Origin of the sequence: Pseudomonas sp. TUM22785 (assembly GCF_028198105.1) — a bacterium.
GTDB classification, from domain to species: domain Bacteria; phylum Pseudomonadota; class Gammaproteobacteria; order Pseudomonadales; family Pseudomonadaceae; genus Metapseudomonas; species Metapseudomonas solani.
The window spans coordinates 4,969,109-4,995,734 of sequence record NZ_CP116239.1 but is presented as its reverse complement, the minus strand read 5'-3'; the positions used below and the strand labels follow the sequence as shown (position 1 = coordinate 4,995,734).

Annotated in this window: 5 protein-coding genes; all 5 read left to right on the top strand. The window is 69.5% G+C overall.

The features are described from left to right. Position 1 precedes the first annotated feature (1 nt). The 5 genes from PI990_RS22445 (at position 2) to PI990_RS22425 (ending at position 26,625) form a co-directional block, all read left to right on the top strand. The gene (locus tag PI990_RS22445) at positions 2 to 928 is read left to right on the top strand and encodes a quinoprotein relay system zinc metallohydrolase 1 (RefSeq protein ID WP_271658522.1); all 927 of its coding nucleotides are present in this window, start codon (positions 2 to 4) and stop codon (positions 926 to 928) included. Positions 929 to 1,882: 954 nt separating this feature from the next. Then, on the top strand, positions 1,883 to 3,661 hold the full coding sequence (locus PI990_RS22440) for a methanol/ethanol family PQQ-dependent dehydrogenase (protein WP_271658521.1): 1,779 nt from the start codon (positions 1,883 to 1,885) through the stop codon (positions 3,659 to 3,661). Positions 3,662 to 3,804: 143 nt separating this feature from the next. Beyond that, positions 3,805 to 6,516: an ATP-binding protein gene (locus PI990_RS22435; RefSeq protein ID WP_271658520.1), complete on the top strand. Its 2,712-nt coding sequence runs from the start codon at positions 3,805 to 3,807 to the stop codon at positions 6,514 to 6,516. Between the two features lie 64 nt (positions 6,517 to 6,580). After that, the gene (locus tag PI990_RS22430) at positions 6,581 to 7,309 is read left to right on the top strand and encodes a response regulator transcription factor (protein WP_271658519.1); all 729 of its coding nucleotides are present in this window, start codon (positions 6,581 to 6,583) and stop codon (positions 7,307 to 7,309) included. A gap of 113 nt (positions 7,310 to 7,422) precedes the next feature. Further along, the gene (locus PI990_RS22425; protein ID WP_271658518.1) at positions 7,423 to 26,625 is read left to right on the top strand and encodes a leukotoxin LktA family filamentous adhesin; all 19,203 of its coding nucleotides are present in this window, start codon (positions 7,423 to 7,425) and stop codon (positions 26,623 to 26,625) included. Position 26,626 lies beyond the last annotated feature (1 nt).

The window sequence follows — 26,626 nt, the reverse complement described above, 5'->3', positions numbered from 1 at the left end:
CATGCGCCTGCTCGTGCTGGTGTTCCTCGTCGTGCTGCCGCTGCTGTCCCGCGCGGAGCTGGACTACACCCTGCAACCCCGGCAGATCGCCGAAGGCACCTGGCTGCTGGAAGGCAGCACCGACAACTTCGCGGCGGGCAACGGCGGCAACGTGGTCAACACCGCCTTCATCGTCACCGACGACGGCGTGGTGGTGATCGACAGCGGCCCCTCCAAACGCTACGGCGAAGCCCTGCGCCGGGCCATCGCCACGGTGACTTCGCAACCGGTGAAGCGGCTGCTGATCACCCACCACCACCCGGACCACGCGCTGGGCAACCAGGCCTTCGCCGACGTGCCCATCGCCGCGCTGCCCGGCACCACCGAACTGCTGCGCCAGCAGGGCGACGCTATGGCCGAGAACATGTACCGCCTGGTGGGCGACTGGATGCGAGGCACCGAGGTGCTGCTGCCCACCGAGGCGGTCACCCCAGGCACCTTCAGCATCGGTGGGCACCCGCTGCGCCTGCTGGCCCTGCGCGGCCACACAGGGGCGGACCTGGCGATCCTCGACGAGCGCACCGGCGTGCTCTTCGGCGGCGATTTGCTGTTCTACCAGCGCGCCCTGACCACCCCCAACAGCCCGGGGCTGGACGTTTGGCTCGCCGACCTCGACCAGCTCCAGGCGCTGCCCTGGAAACTGCTGGTGCCCGGCCACGGCCCGGTGGCCCACGATGACGCGATCTTCACCCAGATGCGCGACTACCTCGGCTGGCTCGACGGCCTGCTGCGTGACGGCGCGAAACGCGGCGCGGAGATGAACGAGCTGATCCGCGCGCCCATCCCCGAGCGCTTCGCCGGCATCAGCCTGACCCGCTACGAGCTGGTGCGCAGCGTCAGCCACCTTTACCCGCGCTACGAGCGCGAACGCCTGCCCCGGGCGGAGTGACTCATTTGCCGGAAACCATTTCGCGAATGAATTGGCTCTGTCTGCGTTAGCTGTTGTGGTTTTAATGCAAGCGCTCAAGCTCGGTCCTTTCCGGGCGCCCAAGGGTTCGTGCCGCCTCCACCGCATGGGTTTCGCTTCGCTCTACACCATCCTACGAAAGCCCGTGCGCACCACGTGGCGATGCGCTGGACGAAGAAAGTTGGAGCAGCCGCCAACGCCCCTCCAGGAGGCCGAACGCAGTCGTTGCGCCGGGGGACGAGCGGCATGGATGCCGCGAGAGGCGCGCCAGGCCATGGATGGCCCATCGCGCCGGCCCCCAGAGCGGCGATGGAGTGAGGGAACCCGACGCAGTCGGGCCGGATGATGGGGCAAGTTTTTTGGTTCCTTTTCAACGATTGGAAAAGGGACTCGCCCGGGGGGGGCGAAACCAGAAACATCACCAGAGCTCGGCAACAAGCTGGACTCAAATCCTCTAGCAACACTTAACGCAGACAGAGCCAATGAATTCGCACACAAAAGCGGGGCGGCGCTACGCACCGCTTGGCGACTGAAGTCGCCCCTACAAGAAGCACATCGCCGATGCACGGGGATCACCGCTGCGTAGGGTGGAGGTCGCTCTTTACCTCCACCAGGCGGAGTCGGGTGGGGCACGCCGTCATGCCCGATCGTTCGTTGCCTGGGCCTGGGAGCGGGACTGGGAGCGGGAGCAGTGGGCTGAAGCTCACCCTACGCCCACCCGCCCACCCGCCCACCCGCCGACCCACGCCCAAGCCCACCTACGCCGATCCTGTGCCCACCCAGCGCCCCTGGAACCGGGTGGGCCGGTATTGCTACCAAGGAACTACGAATCTCCGCACTGAGGTGAATTGGCGGGGAGGGCGGGCGAACCAAGAATTCGCGGCAGACCGGGAAATTTTCCCGGATGACAACAACAAGCCCGCAGAGGTAGCCGCAATGAACCCCACCGGTTTCACCCAGCCTTTCGTCCGCACGGCGCTGTTCGCCGCCATGACCCTTGCCAGCCTGTCGGCCTGGGCGGGCGTCACCGACCAGGACATCAGCGATGCCGGCAAGCGCAACGACCAGATCGTGGTCAACGGCCTCAACCAGCAGGGCCAGCGCTACAGCACGCTGGACACGCTCAACACCGACAACGTCAAGGAACTCCGCCCGGTCTGGGCGCTGTCCTTCGGCGGCGAGAAGCAGCGCGGCCAGCAGGCGCAGCCGCTGATCAAGGACGGCGTGATGTACGTCACCGCCTCCTACTCGCGGGTGTTCGCCGCCGACGCGCGCACCGGCAAGAAGCTCTGGCAGTACGACGCGCGCCTGCCCGACGGCATCATGCCTTGCTGCGACGTGATCAACCGGGGCGTGGCCCTGTACGGCGACCTGGTGATCTTCGGCACCCTCGACGCCAAGCTGGTGGCGCTGAACAAGGACACCGGCAAGGTGGTGTGGAAGAAGACCGTGGCCGACTACAAGGCCGGCTACTCCATCTCCGCCGCACCGCTGATCGCCAAGGGCAAGCTGATCACCGGCGTCGCCGGCGGCGAGTTCGGCGTGGTCGGCAAGATCGAGGCCTATGACCCCGCCACCGGCAACCTGCTGTGGAGCCGCCCCACCGTGGAAGGCCACATGGGCTACGTCTACAAGGACGGCAAGGCGATCGAGAACGGCATCTCCGGCGGCGAAGCGGGCAAGACCTGGCCGGGCGACCTGTGGAAGACCGGCGGCGCCGCGCCCTGGCTGGGTGGCTATTACGACCCGAGCACCGACTCGCTGTTCATCGGCACCGGCAACCCCTCGCCGTGGAACTCCCACCTGCGCCCCGGCGACAACCTGTTCTCCTCCTCGCGCCTGGCGCTGAACCCGGAGGACGGCTCGATCAAGTGGCACTTCCAGACCACCCCGCACGACGGCTGGGACTACGACGGCGTCAACGAGCTGGTGTCCTTCGACTACCAGGACGGCGGCAAGACCATCAAGGCTGCCGGCACCGCCGACCGCAACGGCTTCTTCTATGTGCTCGACCGCACCAACGGCAAATTCATCCGCGGCTTCCCCTTCGTCGACAAGGTCACCTGGGCCAAGGGCCTGGACAAGAACGGCCGGCCCATCTACGACGACGCCCACCGCCCCGGTGCGCCGGGGGATGCGAAGAAGGGCACCTCGGTGTTCGTCGCGCCGTCCTTCCTCGGCGGCAAGAACTGGATGCCCATGGCCTACAGCCAGGACACCGGCCTGTTCTACGTGCCCTCCAACGAGTGGGGCATGGACATGTGGAACGAGGGCGTGACCTACAAGAAGGGCGCGGCCTACCTGGGCGCGGGCTTCACCATCAAGCCGCTGAACGAGGACTACATCGGCGTGCTGCGCGCCATCGACCCGAAGACCGGCAAGCAAGTCTGGCGCTATGAAAACTACGCGCCGCTGTGGGGCGGCGTGCTGGCCACCAAGGGCAACCTGGTGTTCACCGGCAACCCGGAAGGCTTCCTCATGGCCTTCGACGCCAGGACCGGCAAGAAACTCTACGAGTTCAACACCGGCTCCGGCGTGATCGCCTCCCCGGTCACCTGGGAGATGGACGGCGAGCAGTACGTCACCGTGGTCTCCGGCTGGGGCGGCGCCGTGCCGCTGTGGGGCGGCGAGGTGGCCAAGCGCATCAAGGACCTGGACCAGGGCGGCATGATCTGGACCTTCAAGCTGCCCAAGGACCTGGTGGCCAAGCGCTGACGGAGCGGGCGCGGCGGCCCGGTGCCGCCGCGCTCTGCCCACTCCGGCGGGGTGGATTCACAGCCTGCCTCCTCATCCCCTAGACTGCGCTCCCCGCCGTCAGCGTTGCGTGCCGGCCTCTCGTCCCGAGGAGCGCCTCGCTCGTGATCCGTCTCAGCCTGCTTCCCTGTCTCGTCCTGCTGTCGTGGCTGCTCGCCGCACCGTCGCAGGCCGCCGCCCCCATCGACCTGCGTGACTGGAACCCCGAGCTGCAGCCCATGCACGCGCTGGACGGCGACTGGCGGCTGACCTGGATCGAGCCGGAGCGCGCCGAGCAGCAGGTGCGCATCCCCTTCACCTGGGGCAAGGGCACCCCGACCTTCTGGGGGGAGGTGGGGTTCGGCCGGGTGGAACTGCGCAGCCAACTGATGCTGCCCGCCCATGCCAGCCAGCTGGCGCTGTACTTCGATGACTTCAAGTCGGCGGCGCGGGTCTGGGTCGACGGTGCCCTGGTGCTGGAGCGCGGGCGGCCGGGCGATGCGGAGGACGAGGTGCCGCGCCTGCAATCGGCCATCGTGCCCCTGCCATTGGGGCACACGCAGGTGGACATCCGCATCGAGCTGTCCAACCACTTCCACCATGAGGGCGGCATCGACATGGCCGTCAGGGCCGGCACCCTGCAGACGCTGCAGATGGACGCGAGCCGGCAGCGCGCCCTGTACCTGCTGACCGTCGGTGCGGCCTTCATGATGGCGCTGTTCATGGGCCTGCTCGACCGCAGCGCGGCGCGCTCCCTGGGCGGTGCGCCGCTGGCCGCCATGCTGGTGCTGGCCGGGATGCGCGCGGCCTCCAGCGGCGAGTTGCTGGACCACTACCTCCAATGGCCAGCGCTCTGGATCTACCGCATCGAGTACCTGTCCGGGCACCTGTTCGCGCCGGCCTACGGCTTCCTCCTGCTGCGCCTGTTCCCGAGGGAGCTGTCGCGCCGGCTCGTGGTGCTGCTGGCCGGCGTGGGTGTGCTCGGTGCCGCCCTGACGCTGCTGCTGCCCGCGCACTTCTTCACCCTGCTGCGCGACCCCTGTGCCCTGTGGCTGCTGCTCAGCGAGCTGTACTTCCTCGGCGCCCTGCTGCTGGCTGCCAGGCGTCGCCGGGCGGGTGCCCTGTGGGTGCTGCTGGGGATGGTGGTGATGGACGCCACCATCGTCAACGACCTGCTGATGTACTCCTTCAGCGTTTCGACGCTCAATCTCATCCCGGTGGGGGTGCTGTTCTTCCTCCTCTCCCACGGCCTGGTGGTGGGCAGTCGCGTCATCGCCGCGCTGCAGCACAGCAACCAGTTGCGCGACGATCTCCAGCGCCTCAACGCCTCGCTGGAGGCCAGGGTCGACGAGCGCACCCGGGCGCTGGCAGTGGCCCGTGACCAGGCGCTGCACGAGGCGCAACAGTCGCTGGAGCGCCAGGCGATGCTCAGCCACGAACTGCGCACGCCCTTGGTGGCCATCCAGGGGCACCTCCAACTCCTCGATCAGGGCGGGCTGGATGGTCGCCAGCAGCAGCGCATCGAGACCGTACAGAGCGCGGCGCAGAGCCTCACCGACGTGCTCGACGGCCTGATGCTGCTCAGCCGCGCCGAGAAGTTGGAGCTGCCTCCGGCCCAGGCCTTCTCCCCCGTGCGCCTGGCCGAGGAGTGCGCTGCGATCTTCCAGCCCCAGGCCGAGGCGCGCGCCCTGCGGCTGTCGACCGCCTGCGCGGCCGGCCTACCGGCCTTCGTGCTGGGCAACCCGAAGCCGCTGCGGCAGATCCTCTTCAACCTGCTGGGCAATGCCCTGAAGTTCACCGAGAGCGGGGAGGTGGTCATCCGCCTGGACAGGGACGGCGACGGCCTCCTCATCGAGGTTCGGGACACCGGCCCCGGTATCCGCCCCGAGCTGCAGGCCAGCATCTTCGACGCCTTCGTGCGGGACCCGCTATCCGACCGCCCCGGCATCGGCCTGGGCCTGTACATCAGCGCGCGGCTGGCCGCCCTGATCGGCGGGCAGCTGACCCTGGACAGTGCGCCCGGGCGCGGCACCACCCTGCGCCTGGCGCTGCCCTGGCCGGAGGTCGACGAGCCCGAGCCGGGCGCGGACGAGGTCGCCCAGCTGCAGGGCATGCGCGTGCTGCTGGTGGAGGACGTGGAGGTCAGCCGCCTGGTGACCGCCGAGTTGCTGCAGAGCTGGGGCTGCCAGGTCGGCACGGCCAGCTCCGGCCTCGAAGCGGTCGCCGCCTGCCTGGCCACGCCCTACGACCTGGTGCTGATGGACATGCGCCTGCCCGACATCGACGGGCTCGCCGCCAGCCGCAGGATCCTCGAAGGGGCCGCTGGCGGGCCCAGGCCGCTGCTCCTGGCCCTGACCGCCAACGCCGGTGACCTGGACCTGCAGCAGTGCCGCGAGGCCGGCCTGGCCGGCGTGCTGGCCAAGCCCCTGCATCGCGAAGCCTTGCTCGCGTTGCTGGAGCGCTGGGAGCAGCCGGCCCCGCTGGCCGGGTCGCCGATCGAGGAAATCTCCCAGGAGCGCATCGTGAAACTGCGCGGCTGGCTCGGCGCGGCGCTGTTCGACCGCCTGCTGCCGACCCTGTGCACCTCCTTGCGCGAGATACGCGCGTCGCTGGCCTCGCTGCCCGGCGGTGAACGGGGCGCCGAGCAACTGGAGGCGCTGTGCCACCGCCTGCGCGGCAGCACGCTCAACTTCGGGCTCGACCAACTGGCCCAGGCGGCGGAGCGTACGCGCCGTCCGGAGCAGATACCGGCCCTGCTGGCGATGCTCGACCGCCACCTGGCGCTGCTCGAAGAGCAGCTCCTAGCCGAAGCTGCCCTGAGGCGAACTGACGCATGAGGTGGCAACCCGCCAGCGCTTTGAGTCAGAATCCGCGCCGGTCCGAAACAGGGAAAATGCAGTGATGGCCGACAAGCTGGTGGTGGTGGAGGATGCTCCCGAGATCCGCGACATGATGGTGCTCTACCTGCAGAACGCGGGGTACGAGGTGCACGCCACCGATTCGGGGTGGCAATGCCTGGAACTGGTGCAGGCCCAGAATCCGGCGCTGGTGCTGCTGGACATCGGCCTTCCCGACCTGGACGGGCTGACCGTCACGGCGCAGCTGCGGCGCCGCCACCCGCAGCTCGGCATCATCCTGGTGACGGTGCGCGACGAGGACTACGACCGGGTCGTGGGCCTCGATGCCGGTGCCGATGGCTACCTCACCAAGCCGCTGAACCTGAACATCCTCCAGGCCCAGGTGCGCAGCCTGCTGCGCCGCTGTGGCGGGGGAGAGCGGGTCGGCGACTTCAACCTGCGCCTGGGGCGTTTTCGCGTGGACCTGCTGCGCCGGCGCATCTACGACCCGCAGGGCCAGGACGTTAACCTCACGCCCGGCGAGTTCGCCCTGCTGATCGGCTTGATCGAGCGGCGCGGCAGCGCCATCAGCCGCCATGATCTGCTCCACTGCGTGCGCCGTGGCCAGGACGCCGACGAGCAGGTCGATGTGCGCACCGTGGATGCGCTGGTGGTACGTCTGCGTCGCAAACTGGAGCTCAACGCCAATCGGCCGCAACTGATCCTGACTGTCTACGGCAAGGGTTACAGGCTGGCGACCGACGACGAGATCGGCGGCGGCCCCGCTCACTAGGCGGGTATGAATGGCCGTTCACAAGCATGAACGGCGTCTCCTAGCCCTCGCTTATAGCGAATAGAGAAAATTCACCATCCGTGAAATTTCCTTTCGTGACAGTGAGGTCCAACATGCCGGTCGAGCGCTTCTCCCCCCGAACCACACCCCGCGTTCTTCCGGTCCAGCGCTTCCAGCCAAGCCGCATCGCTGCCGCCATCCTTGTCGGCATGGGCGTGCCGTCGGCCTGGGCCGAATCGAACAACATCGTCGCGGCGGGGGGCTCCTACCTGGTCGGCGACACCGTCATCCACTACGCCGGCACGGCGACCAATATCGCCACCAAGGGCTCGGTGACGGACATCACCACCGAAACGGTGCGTGGCCAGACAGGCTTCAACTCCTTCAGCCACTTCCAGGTGGGCAGCGGCAATACCGTCAACCTCTACGTGCCCGGTGGCGCCAGCAACCTGGTGAACCTGGTGCACGACTCGCGCGTCGTCATCAATGGCACCCTCAATGGCGTGCTCGCCGATGGCAACCGCATCGGCGGCCATATCATCTTCGCCGACCCCCATGGGCTGGTGGTGGGCGCCAGTGGCGTGGTCAACGTCGGCAGCCTGACCATCACCACGCCGTCCACCCAGCAGATGCAGCAACTCTCCGGCGCCGTCGGCACCCTGTCGGCGGACGGTACCGCGCGCCTGGTGGACGACCTGCGCAACGGCCTCTACAACGACGCCGGTTCGCTCACCGACTACACCGGCACCGAGCGCGGCAAGGTGGAGATCAAGGGCCGGGTCAACGCCGTGGGAGCGGTCAACATCTTCGGCGCCGCCGCCGTGGTGGCCAAGGGTGCCCGCATCGAAGGTGGCAAGGACATCGCCGACGCGGTGTTCCGCGGCACGGTAAACACCGAGGGCCTGGCGGTGGGGCAGGCCGTGGCGCGCGCCGATGGCGCCGTGCGCATCGTCGGACGCGATTCGGCGACGGTATCCGGCGAACTCGCGGCCCTGATGGCGGACGGCAGCGGCGCCAACGTTTCGGTGTCCGGCGGCCAGAGCCTGGAGCTCACCGCGACCGCCAACATCTCCACCCAGGGCGCTGCCGGCAAGAACGGCGGCAAGATCGCCCTTGAAGCCAGCACCGTGAATTTGCGCACGGGCTCGACCCTGAGCACCCGCGCCAGCGGTGCCGGCCGCTCGGGGGACATCCAGGTCAGCGCCGTCAGCGATGGCGGTTGCACCTTTTGCGAAGGCGACCAGGTGCAGACGGTCGCCGAGCTCACCGACAGGCTGAGCAAACAGCCCAACTCCTTGCTGGCGCCGGAGCGGGGCGTGGCCAGCGTCAACATCGAGAAGGGTGCGGTGCTCGATGCCAGCCATGCCGAGGAATCCAGGCAGGGCGACATCAAGGTCAGCGCCACGGCGATCAGCCGGCAACTGGGGGGCTATTCCGCCGCCGATGCCAGCGTGAAGGTGGCGGGCACCCTCAAGGGCAACGACATCAGCCTGGCCAGCAATGCCGTGGCCGTGGTCGACCCGTCGCTGCTCGGCACGCTGTTCGACAGCGCCGCGATCAAGGCGGACGTGCTGCGTATCAAGAATGAGAACGGCTGGTCCGACGAGGCGGCCTGGGGCAAGGTGATCGGCGACCTCATCAAGCCGATCACCGGCATCGGTTCGCTGAACGATCCCGACCAGCTCAAGGCCCTTGGCGCCGATCCGGCCGACTTCAGCGAGCTGACGGCGCTCATCCCCTTCCTGGCGGTCTCCATCGCCCAGGCCGACTCCACGGTCGAGGTGCTCGATGGCGCCAGCCTGCAGGCCAGCCGCTCCCTGCTGGTCAAGGCCGACAGCACCCGCAACGTGGGAACCGAAAGCTTTTCCATTCCCGTGGTGCAGAGCCTGATCCCGTTCAACGCCGGTGTCGCCTTCGGGCGCATCAGCGGGGCGACCCGCGTCGAGATCAAGTCGGGGGCCGTGCTCAAGGGCGGGCAGGGCATCGCCGTGCAGGCCCACAGCGAGAACAGGCTGGACGTGAAGGCCGAGGCCTCCAATGGCCATGACGCCGAGGGCAAGCCGGTGACCACCACCGGCTTCGCCGCCGCCATGGCCAATACGGCACTGACCACCACCGCGCAGGTGAATGCCGGCGCCTCGCTGAACTCCCGTGGCGACGTCAGCGTGCTGGCGCTCAGCGAACAGGACATCAGCAACACGGCCAGTTTCAAATCCATCGGCAACGGTGCCGCAGGCGGCGCGGTGCTCGCCCTCAGCGTGCTCGACAGCGACACCCGGGCGGCCTTCGATGCCAACCTCAGCGGTGCGCGCAACCTCAACGTCAGCGCCACCAACCTGGTATCCCGCCAGCACAACGAAGCCTCCTCGCAGGCCGGCAAGAGCCTGGCCGACTTCATCAAGTTCCGCGCCATGGGCACGGTCGACCCGATCAAGAACTTCGTCCTCAGCAAGTTCAAGGAGGTCAACCCGACCCAGCCCAGCGATAGCAAGTTCCGCCTCGCCGCCTCCCTCGCCCTGGTCGTCAGCGACCAGCAGGCCGAGGCCAGCATCGGCAAGGGCAGCCAGCTGAGCCTCAGCGGCGACCTCAGCCAGACCGCGCTGCAGGAAATCCGCGACCTGCACAACCTGTCCAACAGCACGGTCAACGGCTCGAAGAACGGCTCGGACCAGAACGACTACTCCCTGAGCATGGCGGTGGCCATCGCCACCCTCAACCAGGGCACCCGCGCCCTGGTGGGGGACGGCGCGCAGATCGCCGCGCAGCGCATCGGCATCGGCGCCAACTACATCCAGCCGCTCAGCCTCAACGGTTTTGACCGCTGGAGTTCGCTGAGCGACATCGGCAAGCGGATGATCAGCCTCAAGGGCTGGCCCAACGACCTGGCGGGTGGGTTCTCGACGCAATACGCCAATTCCCAGGGCACCTCCGACGAGCTGGCGATCACCGGCTCCGTCTCGGTGCTCACCAACCTGGTGGACACCCGCGCCTGGGTCGGCGACAAGGTGCGCCTGGATGCGCTGGCAACCGGTGAGCAGCCCTGGCAGAGCAGCCCGCTGGCCCAACTGGCGGAGCGCCGTGACGGCAAGGGCCAGCTCATCCCGCTCAGCGCCATGGCCAGCGACCGCCGCTGGGACTGGGCGCAGCCCATTACCCTGGCCGCCGGCAACCAGCTCGGGCAACTGGCGATCGCCGGCAATATCGGCATGTTCCTGTTCGGCACCAACGTCGGCGGCGAGGCGGCGTCCCCTTCGGACGGCAAGCCCACGGCCCTGGGCGGAGCACTCAACGTGCAGACCGTTTCCAGCAAGGCGGTGGCGGGCATCGGTGCGCAGTCCGTGGTCAAGGCCGGCGGCGTCCAGGTCCAGGCGCTGCAGGACGACCTGATCCTCGCCATCAGCCCCTCGGCGGGGTCCGGCGTCAGCGCCGCGGCCAACGGCGCGGCGGTGGCCAATACCCTGACCTCCACCGTCAACGCCTCCATCCACAACACCGCCAGCGTGGAGGCGGGGCGTGTCGGTGTGCAGGCCGAGCACCGCCTGGGCCTGTGGACCGCATCCGGGGCCGTGGCCTTTGGCGCGGGGGCTGGCGTCGGCGGCGGGCTGGCGCTCAATGTGCTGACCACCGACGTCGATGCGCTGGTGGGCAACAACCGCAACTGGCGCCCCTCGGTGATGGGCCAGGGGCTCGACGCCAGCGGCAAGGGCATCTGGAAGGCCAACCTGCTGGACGTGCAGGCACTCAGTTCCGGGCAGAGCGGTGCCTTCGCCATCGCCGGGGCCGTGGTCAAGGGCAAGGAAGAGAAGAAGCAGCAGGAGGACGCCACCCAGAAGGCGGGGGACATCGGCAAGCCCACGGTGGAGCTGGCGGACAGCTTCGGCCAGGCGCTGTTGCAATCCATCACCCTGGGCGTGGTCAACGTCACCCCGGCCCTCAGCTCCCTGGCCAGTACGGCTGGCAAGGTCAAGGACGCTGTCAGCGAGGCGCCCTCGAAGATCGCCAGCGGCTGGGACAGTATTAAAAAGATGTTCGGCAAGCAGGATGCCGGCTCCGGCCCCGATGGTGGCGGCAGCGATTCCGGCGGGCAGGGCAAGGGCTTCTCCATCGCCGCTGCCGGCTCGAGCAGCATCAACGTTTCCCGCCAGCGCAGCCGGGCCGACCTCGGTGACATCGTCCTCGACCCGCGTGACCCGGCCCAGGGCGGCAGCAAGGTCCAGGTCCTGGCGCTCAACCAGACCCATCAGTTCAGCGGCTCCGGTGCCGGGGCGCTGACCCTCGCCGGCAAGCAGAAGAGCGAGTCGAGCTCCGCACTCTCGGGTGCGCTGGCCTACAACCACCTGATGAACGAGACCGATGCCCGGGTCGGCAACGTCCTGCTGCGTGGCAACGACCTGCTCCAGGTCCAGGCCCTCAGCGCCGGGGACCAGATCGCCATGGGCCTGGGCCTGGCCGCAGCCACGGCGGGCAGCGAGACCAACGTGGCGGTGGCGCTCTCCGGCTCGGCGGCCTACATGGGCAACCGCACCCGTGCACGGGTGGAGAACAGCCAGGTGGAGCAACGCGAGGCGGCGCCTGGCAGCATCGAGGTGAGCGCCTACGACCGGGCCCGGGTCATGCTCGGCGGCGGCGCCTTCGCCGGCAGCAAGGGCAACGGCGGCAGCGCCGGCGGCTCGCTGGTGGTGGGCGTGCTGGCCAATGAGCTGGCCGCCGAATGGCTGGGCAGCAGCGCCAGTCACTTCGCGCGCATGGATGTCGCCGCCGCCAGCGCCTCGCGGGTGCTGGCCGGTGCCCTGGCCGGTGCCGTCAGCACCGGCAGTGACAGCGGCGCGGGGGCGGGATCGTTGCTGGCGCTGGTGCTGGCCAACCAGGTCAAGGCGCGCATCGACGCCTATTCGCCCACGGGGGGCGGCAGCCCCGTGCTGTCGTCGTTGCAGGGCGGCGCGTTGAACCTGACCGCACAGAGCGTTTCCGGCGCTTCCGCGCTGGACGCCCGGTTCGCCGGCGCAGCGGATGCGACGCTGCTGGACAGCGGCCTGGACCTGGGCGGCGGCACGACCGTCTCCGCCATCCAGGTCAAGGGCGATGTGGACAAGGACCTGCTCAACGGCAAGCAGGGCCCCGGTGACCTGTTCGACGGCGATATCGCCGGCGAGGCGGTGCTGGCCGTGGCCGGCAGCCTCGGGGCGTCGGGTGGCAAGGCTGGCGTGGGGGGCTCCCTCGCGCTGGTCTACGCCGGCAGTGGCTACACCGCGAAGCTGGCCAACAGCCAGGTCGATCTCAGTGGCGACCTGACCATCGCCGCCCGGCACAGCGCCGATGTGCTGGCCGCCGCGGTATCCGGGGCCGGCAGCGCCGAGGCTGGCGTGTCCGGTTCGGCCACCGCGCTGATCGGGCGCGGCACCGTGCTCGCCGGGCTGGACATGGGCGACCGCACCCTCAAGGCGAGGAACCTCGGCATCAGCGCCGAGCGCAGCGGTGGCCAGTACTCCCTGGCCGGCAACATCACCGGCAGCAGCGGCTCGACCGCCGTCGGCGGCGCCGTGGGCATCAGCGACATGCAACAGCGGGTCGAGGCCCTGCTGGAGAAAGGGCGCTACCAGCTGGGGGGCGACCTGACCCTGGACGCGGCGCAGCAGAGCCGCATCATCAGCGCCGCGATCTCGGCGGCGGTCACCTCGGGCAATGTCGCGGTGGGCGGCGCGCTGACCTTCAACCGCATCGCCGACTCCACCCAGGCCCTGCTGCGCAACGCCCGGGTGGGCGCCGACGACCTGGTCATCCGCACGAGCCAGGCCGGGCAGGGCGCGCTGATCGGCTCGCTGGCCTTCAATCTGGCGGCCAGCGGCAGCAATACCGGGGTCGGCTCGGCCATCGCCATCAACCTCATCGAGGCGACGCGCCAGGCGTCGCTGAGTGACAGCGATGTCGAACTCACCGGCTCGGCGAAGCTGTCGTCGGGGCTCGATGGCCAGATCTGGGGCGTCGGCGTCAACGCCGTTGGGGGCAGCACGGCTGGCGTCGGCGGCTCCGTGGTGGTCAACAACATCGACGGCAGCGACAGCGTCACGATCTCCGGGGGCTCCCTGAGCACCAGCGGCAGCGGCAAGGCCCTCGTACTGGACGCGGCCCAGGGCCAGGGGATGTTGATCGCCTCGCTCTCCGGCCAGGTGACCGGCTCGGGCAATACCGGCGTGGGCGGGGCGTTCTCCGTGAACCGCATCGGTACCCAGCGCAGCGCAGCCATCGACAAGGGCACTATCAACGGCTTCTCCAGCGCGGCGCTGAGCGCCAGCCTCGACCAGGCCATCTACGCCGCTGCGGTGTCCGGTGCCGGAGCCAGCACGGCGGCGATCTCCGGCTCCTCCACCAGCAACGTGATCGAAGGGGGCGAGAAGGCCGGTATCAGCGCCAGCCACCTGGAGGTGGGCAGCCTGGAGTTGAATGCGAGCCGCGGCAACCGCGAGATCTGGAGCCTGGCCGGCTCGGTCGGCGGCGCCGGCAACGTCTCGGTCGGCGTGGCCAACGCCAACAACGTGATCCTGGCGCAACGCATCGCCCAGGTCAGCGACAGCACCCTGAAGCTCGGTGGCAAGCTGAGCCTGCTCAGCGGCGGCTCTTCGGGAATCCGCTCCCTGGCCATTGGTGGCGCCGGTGCCGGCTCGGCGGCGGTGGGCGCGTCCCTGGCGATCAACGTGATCAAGGGCGAGGAGCGGGCCAGCCTGGACGACAGCACGGTGTCCGGCGCCAGCGGGGTGAAGATCAGCGTCAGCGAGGGGGCGGCCGATATCTACACCGGGGCCGGCAACCTGCAGGTCGGCGGCAGCGGTGCGGGCGCCGGAGCGGTCGCCATCAGCACCATCGAGCAGCAACGCATCGCGCGGGTCCGCGCCAGCACGGTGGATGCCGGCACCTCGTCGGTGGAGGTCTCGGCCGTCACCGATGGCAGCATCCGTACGCTGGCGGTCAGCGGCAGCGTCGGCGGCACGGGAGCTGTTGCGCTCTCCAACGCCAGCAACAACATTGGCGCGGTGACGCGCGCGCAAATCGACGGCAGCGCCGGCGTGGCCGGTGTGCTCAAGGTCAAGGCAGAGGATCGCTCCAGCATCGCGGCGCTGTCCGGCGGCGCAGCCGGTGCCGGCACGGCTGCCGTGGGCGTGGCGACCTCGGTCAACCGCGTGGCCAGCCAGGTAGAGGCCCGGTTGCTCGGGCACAACGGCACCCAGGGCTGGAGCCTGAGCGACCTGAGCCTGGACGCGCACTCCGCCGCCACCATCCGCTCGGCATCCATCAGTGGTGCGGTGTCCTCCACCGCTTCGGTCGGCGGTTCGGCCGCCACCAACGTCATCCAGAGTTCCGCACGGGCCTTCATCGAACAGGGCGCCTGGGTCCTGGCCCGCAACAACGTCGGCGTATCGGCCCGCACCACCGATCAGATCAGCGGCGCGGCCGGTGCCTTCATGGGCAGCGGCACCGCGTCTGTCGGCGGCTCCGCCACGGTCAACGTCATCGAGAGCAGCACCACCGCCGGGATAACCGGCGCGGAAACCCGCGTCAGCGCCCTCGCGTTGGGCGCTGCCGCGACGATCGACAACGGTGTGCTGCTCAACGGGCCCAGCAAGGATGCGCGCCTGTGGAGCAACGCCGAACAGTTCAACCCCATTCCCGGCCTCGCCCTGGGGTCCCGGCAGTTCCGCGGGCTGGCCGTGCAAGCCAGCTCCGTCCAGCAGGTGGGCCAACTGGCGGCGGCGGGGTCGGTTTCCTTCGTGCCGCTGTACAGCGCTTCGGTCGCGGCACTGGGTAACAGCAACGTGATCGGCGGGGTCACCCGCGCCAGCATCGAGTCCGCCCAGATCAACCAGGCCGACGGCGCCGATGCCGCCCAGCAGGTGCTGGTGGGTGCCGCCAGCCATGTGCTGAGCTCAGGCTACCTGGCCAGCGGGGCTCTAAGCCTCGGGGTTGCGGCGGTGGCCGGTGCGCTGGACAGCACCGTCATCCAGCGCCAGACCCAGGCCGTCATCAGCAGCGCGCGGGTATCGAGTCGCGGAGCGACCGAGGTGCGTGCGGGCTCCACCCAGTTCGCCAGCACCGTCCTGGCCAGCGCGGCGGGCGCCATCGTGGGCGGTGCCGGCAACGTGGCACTGATCATCGCCAAGGGCACCACCGAGGCGCGGGTGGACAAGGGCAGTGACCTGGACGTTGGCAGCCTGCGGGTGAGCGCCGATGCGCTGCAGCAGTTCAGTGTCAATGCACTGGCCCTGGCGGGCGGCCTGGTGGGCGTGGGCGCCAACTTCGGCCTGGTGCTCGACCAGGCGCTGACCCGTGCCTGGGTCGGCGAGGCTCCCGGTGCGCCGGACAGCCTGGCCGACACCCGGGTACGTGCCGGGTCGGCCAGCGTGCTGGCCACTGGCACGAGCGAACTCCATAGCAACCTGGTGGGGGCGGCGGCAGGCGGTGGCGCCGTTGCCGGTTCGGCCCTGGTGCAGGTCGTTGAAACCACCACGGAGGCGGGAGCGGGCCAGGCTCAGTTCGGTACCGCGGCCAACCCGTTGGGGGACCTGAACATCGTCGCCCATGACAACCTGCGGGTGACCGGCAACGTCGGCTCGGGCGTGGTCGGTGCGGCCGCACTGGGGGCCTCGGCCAACGTGGTAGTGGCCAACAGCGCCACCCGTGCGCTGCTCGATCGCAGCAGCGTGCAGGCCGCCTCGCTGGCGGTGGACGCGCTACGTGAAGGGTATGCCGAGCTGTTGACGACCTCGGGCGGCCTTGGTTTCGCCAGCCTCAGCGGCAGCATCGGCCTGCTGCTACTGGGCAGTGGCGCCACCCAGGTCGGCACCGGCGACGCGGCCGTGGACCCGCTGAGCTATCTGGACAAGGACGGCAAGGGCACGCTCGCCAGCCTCGACACGATCACCGGCAAGGGACAGGTCGCGGAGCTGAGCCACGAGGAGGTGGTCTGGGACGCTGCAAGCCAGGGCTATGTCCGCGTCAGCGTGAAGGACGACCAGGACCTGGCCCGCGTCAATGCCAGCTCCACCGTCACCGTCAGTGACCGGTTGCGGGGCAACACCCCGCGCACCCACGAAACCGTGGCGCGTGTCAGCGACAGCCAGGTCAGCCTCAGCGGCGCTGCGCGGGTGACGGCCGAAGACCGACTCGCCAGTCGCAACCAGGCCGGCAGTGCCGGCCTCGCCGGCGGTGCCTACGGTGCGGCCATGGCGTTCAGCCTCTCCAATGCCCAGGTGGTCGCGGAGCTGTTGAACGGCAACCTCAAGGCCGCCAGCCTGGCGATCCGGGCTGCCGCCAGCGACAAGGCCATCGCCGGGCAGGATGGCGATTACACCCACGCGATGTTCGTCCACGCCTTGAGCGGCCAGGCCGCCGCGCTGGGCGCGGTGGGCGGCGCCGTGGCGGCCGCGGTGCTCAACAACGGCGTGAGTGCGTCCTTGGGTGGGGCGGTACAGGTCAGCGGCGACATCGAGGGCCGGGCCGTCGATACGCAGGCGCTGGATGTCCAGGCTTCCGGCCTGGCGGTGGGCGGCCTGGCGGGGGCCGGCCTGGTGCTCGGGGTGGCGGCCCATGACAGCCGCGTCAGCCTCGACGTGGCAGCGAATGCCGCGCTGCGCGCCGGCAATGTCCTGCTTTCCGCCCTGGCGGCGGGGCCGGTCAAGGTGCAGGGCTGGGGGAGCAGCGGCGGCATCCTGGGCGGCTTGAACGCCGTGGTGCTGCTGGCGCGCGATGCCTCCCAGGCGAAGCTGATGGTGGGGCGCGGTGCGGCGCTGATCGCCACGCAGGCGCTCGACCTGGATGCCCAGGTGCGCAGCCGCCTGCAGGCCAGCAGCGAGGGTTATGCACTGGGCGGCCTGCTGTCGGCGGGCGGCAGCCTGGTGGATAGCCTCAACAGCGCGGTCGCGGAGCTGGGCGTGGGCAGCGATGTGCAGCTCGCCGCAACCCAGGGACAGCTGCGCAGCCGGGTGCTGCGTGATGGCGATACCGACAGCTCCAACGTCAAGGCGCAAAGCCTGGCGGGTGGCGTGGGCCTCTCGGCCAATGCCGCCGTGGCCACGGCCCGTTCCCTGAGCAAGGCATTGCTGCATACCGATGCGAGCAGTCGTTTCGGTGGCGCGGCGGGCGGCAACTGGACCTTCCTTGCCGAGACCGACGTTCGCCAGCGTGCCTATGCCGATGGCAAGCTCGGCGGCCTGCTCGCCCTGGGGGCCACGGTGGCGCAGGCCCTGTCCCAGTCGCAGACCCTGGCCGAGGTGGCCGGGCATTTCGAAAGCGCCCTGGGCAACCTCAAGGTCAGCGCCCTGGGCAGCCAGGACAACCAGGCCGAGGCCCGGGCCGGGCAGGGCGGCCTGGTCAGTGGCGCCGCCGCCGTCGGCAAGACCGCCGACAGCAGCCGCACCCTCGCCAGCCTGTGGGCACGCGGTACCCAGGACGGCGTGATGAAGGTCGGCAGCCTGGCGCTCAGTGCGCTGCAGCAGTCGCGCTTCAACAGCTTCGTCGACAGCACCAGCGCGGCACTGCTCGGGGTGAGCGGCGCTCATGCACAGAACGACCTCGACCTGGCCACCAGCGCGCTGCTGCTGAACGGCGCCCGGATCGAGAGCCAGGGCTACAGCCAGAGCGCACGCGCGCTGGTGAGCAAGCCCCAGGCGACGGCCTACAACGTGCAGTCCGGCTCCGGCGGCGTGCTGGATGCGGCGGCGGCGCGCAGCCTCACCTCCATTGCCCTGGATACCCGCAGCCTGGTCGGCAACGATGTGCGGCTTCGCGTGGAGGGCGACTGGCGCAATCCGCAGAAGCTGGAGATCCAGGCGTTCAACCGGGTCGATGCCTATGACCGGGTGAAACTCGACAGCGGCGGCGCGATCAGCATCGCCCGGGCCGAGTCGTCGATCGATGTGCTCAAGAGCAACGCCGAGGCCCGGATCGGTGAGCGGTCGGACCTCTACAGCGTGGGCGACCTGGTGCTCGCCGCCAGTGGCGCCTATGCCATCGACAGCAACGCCAATGCCAAGACCTACGGGGCCGCAGGCGCGGCCAGCGGCAGCAGCCTGGCCCGGGTGAAGGCCGACTACCTGGCCCAGGTGCGTGGCAACGCGGCGTTGTTCGCCTACGGCGACCTGCGCCTGCTGGCCGGCCATGGCCTGGACGGCGCGGTCAACCGTGCCGAACTCACCGCACGCACCGACCTGTGGAACAACACCGCCTTCCCGGTGGTGACGGACCCCGCAGCGGCGGCGGAATACATCCGCAGCAGCAACCTGCAGGTGGAGGCCGGCAGCGGCCTGCGCAGCGTGGGTGACATCCATGCGTATGCCGGCCAGGGCCAGGGCGTGCTCTCTGGCAAGGGCGTGGGCAGGGACCTCTATCGACAGGCCGCAGCGGACCTGCTGGGGGCGATCGTCGGCCAGGTATCGCTGGACATCACCGGTGGCGGCACGCGCAACGAGGCGCAGGGCCTGGTGCGCATCGACGGCCAGCTCGACGCCGGCGTCTACAGCCAGCGCAAGCTGGTGATCAGCGGGCTGAAGTATCTGCTCGATGGCAAGGAAGTGGACCCGGCCAGCCTCAATGCCTCCACGCAGGGCACCCTGACCGTGGTGCCGGTGATGCAGGAGGCCAGCGACGGCATCACCTGGACCCTGAGCCAGGGCGAGTACTCGCAACTGCTCACCCGGCGTTTGCAGGAGTTGAACGATCGCCTGTCCAACTACGGTATCTCCGCCGTCGAGCGTGCGGCCTTCGAGGCCGAGCGCACGCTGCTGAACAAGACCCTGGCCCGGCTCTACGAGCAGATCGGCGGCAAGGTGGTGGACAAGCCCGGTGCCATCTCGGGCGAGGGCACGCTGCCCCAGGGCCTGAAGATCTGGCTGCTGGAGATCGACCCGGTGCTGGCCAAGCCGGGCAACATCCTGGTCCAGGGCGATGCCCTGATCGGTAGCGGCAAGCTCAATGCACCGGGCGACGCGAAGATCGAGATCATCAACAACAGCGAGGCCTTCCTCAGCCTGAAGGGCCTGGAGATTCCCGACCATGTCGGCGGCCAGCTGCTGTTCAACGGCGCCAGGATGTCCGGCAATACCAGCATCCGCAGTGCCAACAAGCCCGGCACCGGCACGGTGTCGTTCGCCAGCATCACGGTCGCCGAGAACTCGGCCGCGCCGCGCATCCTGGTGCAGAACCTGCGCAACCCCGCCGACAATCCCAAGGACGTCTCCGGCCTGAGCATGCCGGCGGCCGACATCTACGTGAACGGCAGCCTGCTGAACAAGCGTGGCGAGATCGAGCTCAGCGCCAAGTACGGCAGCATCTACGCCAATGCCGATATCCGTGCGCAGAAGCTCAGCCTGAGCGCCGGGCAGGACTTCGTCCTCAACAATCCCAATGCCTTCGTGCACATCGGCGGGGACCCGGCCAGCAACAACGACAAGAACACCATCTCCAGCAACGGTTCCGCCACGGTCGCCGGGCAGAACGTGGTGATCAACGCGCTCTACCTGAACATCAACGGCCTGATCCAGAGTGGCGTGGCGGATTGGCGCGTGACCATCGACGAGTCGCGCTTCGCCAATATCGACAGCCTGCGCTCGCAGGCGGTCGGCAACCGGCTGCAACTGGTGCAGACCGACGCGCGCACCGGCACGCTCGGCTATGCCTGGGACTTCGACAGCAACAGCATCGTGCTGGACCAGGTGCAGGTGGGCGGGGGCTACATGGAGCTGACCGGGCACATCCTCAGCACGGGCAAGGGCCAGCTCAAGGTGCTCGACGGCTTCAGCCAGGTGCACATCACCAACAACACCAGTCGTCGCCTGGAAATCGCCGGGCTCGACCTGGGCAACGGCGTCGAAGGCACCCTGCGCATCAACGACCTGGGGCGTGGCGAGAACGGCCAGCAGATCGGTGGCGAGCGCCTCTGGTCCACCGTCTATACCCGCGTGGGCGACCAGGTGCAGCGCTACGAAGGCTGGAGCAACGGCCCGTTGACCCTCAAGGGCAGCAGCGCCGGACGCGATGCGACCTACACCACCACGGCGGGGCGTTCCTATGTCTGGTTGACGGGGCGCGACGACAGCACCACCACCACTCGCCAGGAATACTGGGATGCCTTCTGGGGCTTCATCCCCACCGGGGACGGCACCCTGGCCTGGGAGAACACGGTCAAGGGGCAGAGCACGGCGATCCCGGGTGCGGAGTACATGGGCTCCACCAGCGGGCTGTACAGGATCGACAAGAACCTGATCCGCAATTACCGCTTCGTCGATGACGCCCAGCTCAACGCGATCATGCAGGGCTACGCATTGCAGTTGGCGGACCAGGATCCGGACAACTCGGCGCTGGCGGCCTTCCGGGTGGGCATCGGCCAGGGCGAGATCGCCCGCGTCAACGAGACCTACACCACCAAGGACCCGGTCAAGATCAACGAATACAGCGGTGGCTACTGCCAGGCGCACTTCATCTGGTGCCAGATCTACCGGACCACCAAGACCAGCGTCTACAGCTCTGGCAGCAAGGAGATCAACCGCTATGCGGTGCAGGCCGACCGGCCCATCGACATCAGCTTCATCGGCAGCGAAAGCGGGCTGATCGACCTCATCTCCAAGGGCTCGGTCACCCTGCGCGGCTCGATGTACAACCTCAGCGGCAGCACCTCGATCAAGGTCGACGGTGCCCTGGAGCAGAACAGCGACAACCTGGTGATCGCGGCGCGCGACCTCGACCTGGACGCCGGGCAGTCGATCGGCAGCCGCGAGCAGGCCCTGCGTGTCGAAGCGACCCGCAGCCTGGGCGCCTCCAGTCGCAACGGCAGCATCGACCTCAAGGCGCTCAACGGCGGGGTCAACCTCAGCCGCCTGAGCGCGGGTGGCGAGCACATCGGCCTCAGCGCCCAGGGCGACATCCTCGGCATCGGCGCGATGACCGTCACCGGCAACGCCATCGAGCTGGTTTCCACCCATGGCAGCGTCGGCAGCGCCGGTCATGCACTGCGCCTGGACTCCGGCAACGGCGCCAAGGGCCTGGTGCGCGCCAGCGCGGTGGGGGACATCCAGCTCGAGGAAGTGGGTGGGGATCTCTGGCTGGATCAGCTCAAGGCCGGTGGCGATGTCTGGGTCAAGGTGGCCTCGGGCAACCTCTATGACGGCAACAGCGAGCTGGGCTACGACGACCGCGCGCTCGATGAGCTGCAGCGGCTCTGGACGAGCATGGGGCTGACCGGAAGCGCGGCCGAGGAGGCCATGGCGCAGCAGCGCGGCGCCCTGATCAAGGCCGGGCAGCAACGCTATGCCCAGTACTGGCGCCTGCGCCAGGGGGGCGAGGTGGCGTTCGACGCGAGCCAGGCCGCCTTCAGCGCCGGCCAGCGAGAGCAACTGGCAGGCCTGGGCTGGAGCGAGCAGCGGATCGCCGGCGAGGAGGCCCGGCGCATGGCCGACTACCAGGCGCTGCATGCCACCTACGGCGGAACCACCTACGACCCGAACTTCACCTATCAGCTGCAGGATGCCGAGCTCAGGAGCCTCGAGCAGACGGCCACGTGGAGCGAGGACCAGTTGCGCTACTCCATCGCCGCCAGCCTGCTGCGGCGGGACGACGGCGGCTCGGTGGTACGCGAGGCCAATAACATCGAAGGGCGCAATGTCACCCTGGAGGCGTCGCGCATCGGTCGCCTCAAGGCGGATGCGATCGTCATCGACCTGAGCAAGACCGCCTCGCTCACCAACGAGCAGCGTGCCGCCCTGGCGTCCGCCGAGCGCGACGACATCGAGTTCGATGCCGGCAACCCGCTGCTGATCCGGGTCGCGCAACGCGACGATGTCAACGTCAAGGCCAGTGGCACCCTGACCGCCACGGCCCAGAGCGACCTGTTCCTCGGCGGCGACCAGGACTTCAACGTCTTCGCCCTCGACGGCCGCAGCATCAGCCTGAAGACCGATGGCAGCATCGAAAGCGCCAATGGCGACAAGGTAGTGATCCGTGGCCACGACGTGACCCTGGAGGCGACCGGCGGCGCCATCGGTGGCAAGCAGGCACTGAACCTGGCGGTCACCGGAGACCTCACCGCCCGGGCACGGTTGCTGGACCTGGTCCAGCACGGCGACCTCAGCCTCGATCGCCTGACCGGCGTCGAGCGCCTGTCGCTGCAGGTGCTGGGCAACCTGCGTTCGGCCAGCCAGATGGGCGAGAACCTGTTGGGCGGCCAGATCGATCTCAAGGTCAGCGGCACCACCGGTGCAGTCGGGCAGCGGCTGCAACTGGGCACCGGTTCCGCCTCGCAGCAGATCAACCTGGACCTGGGCGGCGACGCCTGGATCGGTGGCTTGCAGGGCCTCGCCAGTCAACCGGGCGTATTGCGCCTGGGCACCCTGAGCGTGGACGGCACGCTCGACCTGGCTCAGGTCGGCGAGTTGCACCAGGGTGGCCATTGGCAACTCGGCGGCCTGGTGGCGGACATCGCCGGTGGCTGGTCGACGGTCGATGGTGCCAGCCTGCAGGCCCGACACGGCATGAGCCTCACCAGTGGTGGCGACGTGCGGCTGGGCGATGTGACCATCGCAAGCGGCGACCTGAATATCCAGGCCGCCAGCCTGGCCGGGCTCGCCGCTGGCAGCCGCTGGCAAGCCGACGGCGTGCTGCGGCTCTCCGCCCTTGGCGACATCGGCTCGCAGGCCCAGGGCATCGAGCTGGCGGCCCGGCGCCTCGAGGTGGACAGCGCCACCGGGGCGCTGTACCTGGCCCTGGCGGCCGGCATCCAGGGCGGCAGCCTGGACAGCGGTGCAGGTCAGTGGCTGCGTTCCCTGGGCAACCTGAAGCTCGATCGGGTGAGCAGTGGCGACGGCGTCCAGCTGCGCGGCAATGGCCGGGTCGAACTGGGTGCGCTGAGCGCCCAGCGGGACCTGGACCTGGCGGGCGACGCGCTTGGCATCGACACCCTGCGCAGCCACCTCGGCGGCCTCCGGGCCCAGCTGGCCGGGCAGCTGCGCGTCGACGAACTGGACGTCGCCGGCACCGGCGACCTGCACAGTGCGTCCGCGACCCTCGGGACCGCGAAGTTCGGTGGTGCGCTGGTGCAGTCCCATGATGGCGACCTGCAGGCAGACGCGTTGTACGTCGGCGGCGGCTGGACGCTGCAGGCCGCCTCGGCGCGGCTCGGCAGCGCCAGCGTCAACGGGCAGGTCAGGCAGACCCTGGCCGGCGCCCTTGACCTAGAACGCCTGGACGCCACTGGCGGATGGACCCTGGCTGCAGGCCGCAGCGAGATTGGCAGCGCCAAGGTCGGCGGAGCGGTGGACATGACCCTGCGCGACGGCCTGCGACTCGGCAGCCTGGAGGCGGGGCAAGGCTGGAACCTGCGTGGCACCGACGCCCAGGTCACCCGTGCGGAGGTGCAGGGCGCGGTGCAGCAGGTGCTGAGCGGCATGCTGGACCAACAGGCGCTGCTGGCCGGCGGCGACTGGACGCTGCAGGCCGCCTCGGCGCGGCTCGGCAGCGCCAGCGTCATCGGGCAGGTCAGGCAGACCCTGGCCGGCGCCCTCGACCTCGAACGCCTGGATGCCACCGGCGGCTGGACCCTGGATGCGGGCCGCAGCGAGATCGGCGCCGCCAAGGTCGGCGGAGCGGTGGACATGACCCTGCGTGACGGCCTGCGACTCGGCAGCCTGGAGGCAGGGCAGGGCTGGAACCTGCGTGGCACCGACGCCCAGGTCACCCGTGCGGAGGTGCAGGGCGCGCTGCAGCAGGTGCTGAGCGGCATGCTGGACCAACAGGCGCTGCTGGCCGGCGGCGGCTGGACGCTGGAGGCCGCCTCGGCGCGTCTCGGCAGCGCCAGCGTCAACGGGCAGGTCAGGCAGACCCTGGCCGGCGCCCTCGACCTCGAACGCCTGGACGCCACCGGCGGCTGGACCCTGGATGCGGGCCGCAGCGAGATCGGCAGCGCCAAGGTCGGCGGTGCCGTGGACATGACGCTGCGCGACGCACTGCTGCTCGGCGACCTGGATGCCGGCGGGCGTCTGCAACTGCGCGGCACCTCTGCACGGCTCGGCAACCTCAGTACCGGCGAGGACACCGCCATCGAACTGACTGGCGACCTGGCCCTGCAGCGGTTGCAGGCCAAGGGGGCGCGAGTGCAGGCCGGCAATGCATCGCGGCTTGGCGAGATGGACATCGAGGGTGACCTCCAGGTGCGCGTCGACCACGACCTGCTGCTGGAGCAGGCCCGTGTCGCCGGCCATGCCGCGCTGCTGCACGGCGGCAGCGCGGGCAGCCTGCGCTTCGGCTCGCTGGCCGTGGCGCGCACCCTGCAACTCGAGGGCCTGGGCGACTGGCAGGGCGATGTTGCCGAGGTGCAGGGCGACCTGACGGCCGCTATCGGCAGCGGCGATTTCGGCCGGCTGGAGAGCGCCACCGGCGCGATCCGCCTGGAGGCGGCGCGTCACCTCGCCGTGGATGACCTGCACAGCCGGCAGCAGGGGTTGGAGCTGAGCGCCGCCAGCGCGGAACTCGGGCGCGCCAGCGCAGCCGGCCTGTTCAGGGTTTCCACCCGTGGCGACCTGGTGCTGAACCAGGGGCGCAGCGGCGGCGACATGAGCCTGGTGACTGCGGCCGGCAGCCTGGGCAACGTGCGGTTCGGCCAGGGCGTGGACCCGAGCGATCCGCAAAGCCTGGTCGCGACTCACCTCGCGAGCGGCGGCAACCTGCTGGTGCAGGCGGACGGCGATGTGCTCGGCGGCAACGCCGAGGCGCAACTGGAGCTGCGCATGCTGGGCCGCAACCTGCGCTTCGGCCGGGTCGCGAGCCTCGGGGAGGACGTCTTCCTGCAGGCCAGCGGCGACGCCCGCCAGGGCCACGGCAACGTGTTCGGGCTTGTGGTGGAGGCGAAGCGGGACATCGGCGTCATCGCCGGCGGTGACCTGACCCTGCCCACCGTGCTGTTCGGCGGCACCTACTCGCTGAAGGCCGGGCGCGACCTGGTGGTTGGCGTGGGTGGTGACCTTGACCTCAACGGCGTCGCCGAAGCCGGTCGCGACCTGCGCTTCGACATTGCCGGTACGGTCGCGCTGCAGGGCGTGCGGGCGGGGCGCGACGTCACCATCAACTCGGGCGGGGCGATCCATATCGACCAGTTCGTCGAGGCGGGCGGCAACGTCCTGCTCAAGGCGGACAAGGGCGACGTACGCGTCAGTCGCATCACCTCCACCGGCCTGCATGAAGGCCGCTCGATCGCGGGCGACATCGTCCTGGCGGCGGCTGGCGACATCGCGGTGGCCGAGGTGGAAAGCCACAACGGGCGCATCCAGGCCGAAGGCGCGAGCCTGCTGCTGGGCGACCTGGTGGCGGCCCGCTCCGTGGACCTGCTGTCCCGTGGCCTGATCCGTGTGGCCACCAGCCGCAGTGGCGGCGACCAGCGCTGGTCGGCTGACGCGGGCATCGCCTTCGAGCATCTGCTGGCCAAGGGGCAGGCCCTGCTGGACGGCCTGCTGGACATCCGCGGCACCCAACTGGTCGCCGAACAGGGGGCCGTGCTGCGCGCCGGGGTGAGAGGCGGCGCGGTAGTCGCCTCCAGCATCCATCTGCAGCGGGCCGAGGCACCGAGCCTCAGCCTGTGGGCCGGCGACCTCGTTCGCGTGGCGGACGCGGGGATCGGCCAGCGACTGGATCTGCATGCACGGGACAGCCAGCTCTATGGGCGGCATACCGGGAGCGGCCAGCTCGACCTCTGGGCCGAGGGCAGCGGCGATGGCCAGGTGGCGCAGACGCTGGCATTGCGCCTGGAGGCCGCCGACATCGTGGCGCCGCGGCTGCATGTGGCCGATGCGCTGATCGACACCACGGCGGCCCGGGTCGATTTGCGCGATGCACGCGGCGTCGAGCGCCTGGAGCTGCGCACGCCCCTGGCCCGGGTACGCATGGACAACGCCAGCCCGAGCTACATGGCGGACGCCGATATCCAGCTGTACGAACTGGACAAGGCGTTCAGCCTGAAGCAGGACAGCCTGCTGTCGAGCACCAATGCCTATGTCCTGCACCGCAAGCTGACCCACCAGGTGGTCGTCCCCAACTTCAGCGCGAGCCATGAGGGCGAAGGGGTGCCCTACGAGGGCATCACGGCGGCCCGCTATGCCGAGCAGCACCTGTCGTCCGGGCTCACCCTGGTACGCCTCGCGTCCCTGCTGGAAGCTGCCCGCCTGCGGGGCGCGGTGGTCACCGCCTGGGCGCCGAGCTGGAGCCAGGTCCCCCTGGATACCCGTATCAACATCGATGTAGCCGATGAGCGGCTGGAAGGAAATGAGGTGGCACATTGGGCGTTGTAAG

Bases quoted from the DNA above. Each gene is read 5' to 3' on its own strand.
- PI990_RS22445 (WP_271658522.1), top strand. From the start codon at position 2: ATGCGCCTGCTCGTGCTGGTGTTCCTCGTCGTGCTGCCGCTGCTGTCC.
- PI990_RS22440 (WP_271658521.1), top strand. From the start codon at position 1,883: ATGAACCCCACCGGTTTCACCCAGCCTTTCGTCCGCACGGCGCTGTTC.
- PI990_RS22430 (WP_271658519.1), top strand. From the start codon at position 6,581: ATGGCCGACAAGCTGGTGGTGGTGGAGGATGCTCCCGAGATCCGCGAC.
- PI990_RS22425 (WP_271658518.1), top strand. From the start codon at position 7,423: ATGCCGGTCGAGCGCTTCTCCCCCCGAACCACACCCCGCGTTCTTCCG.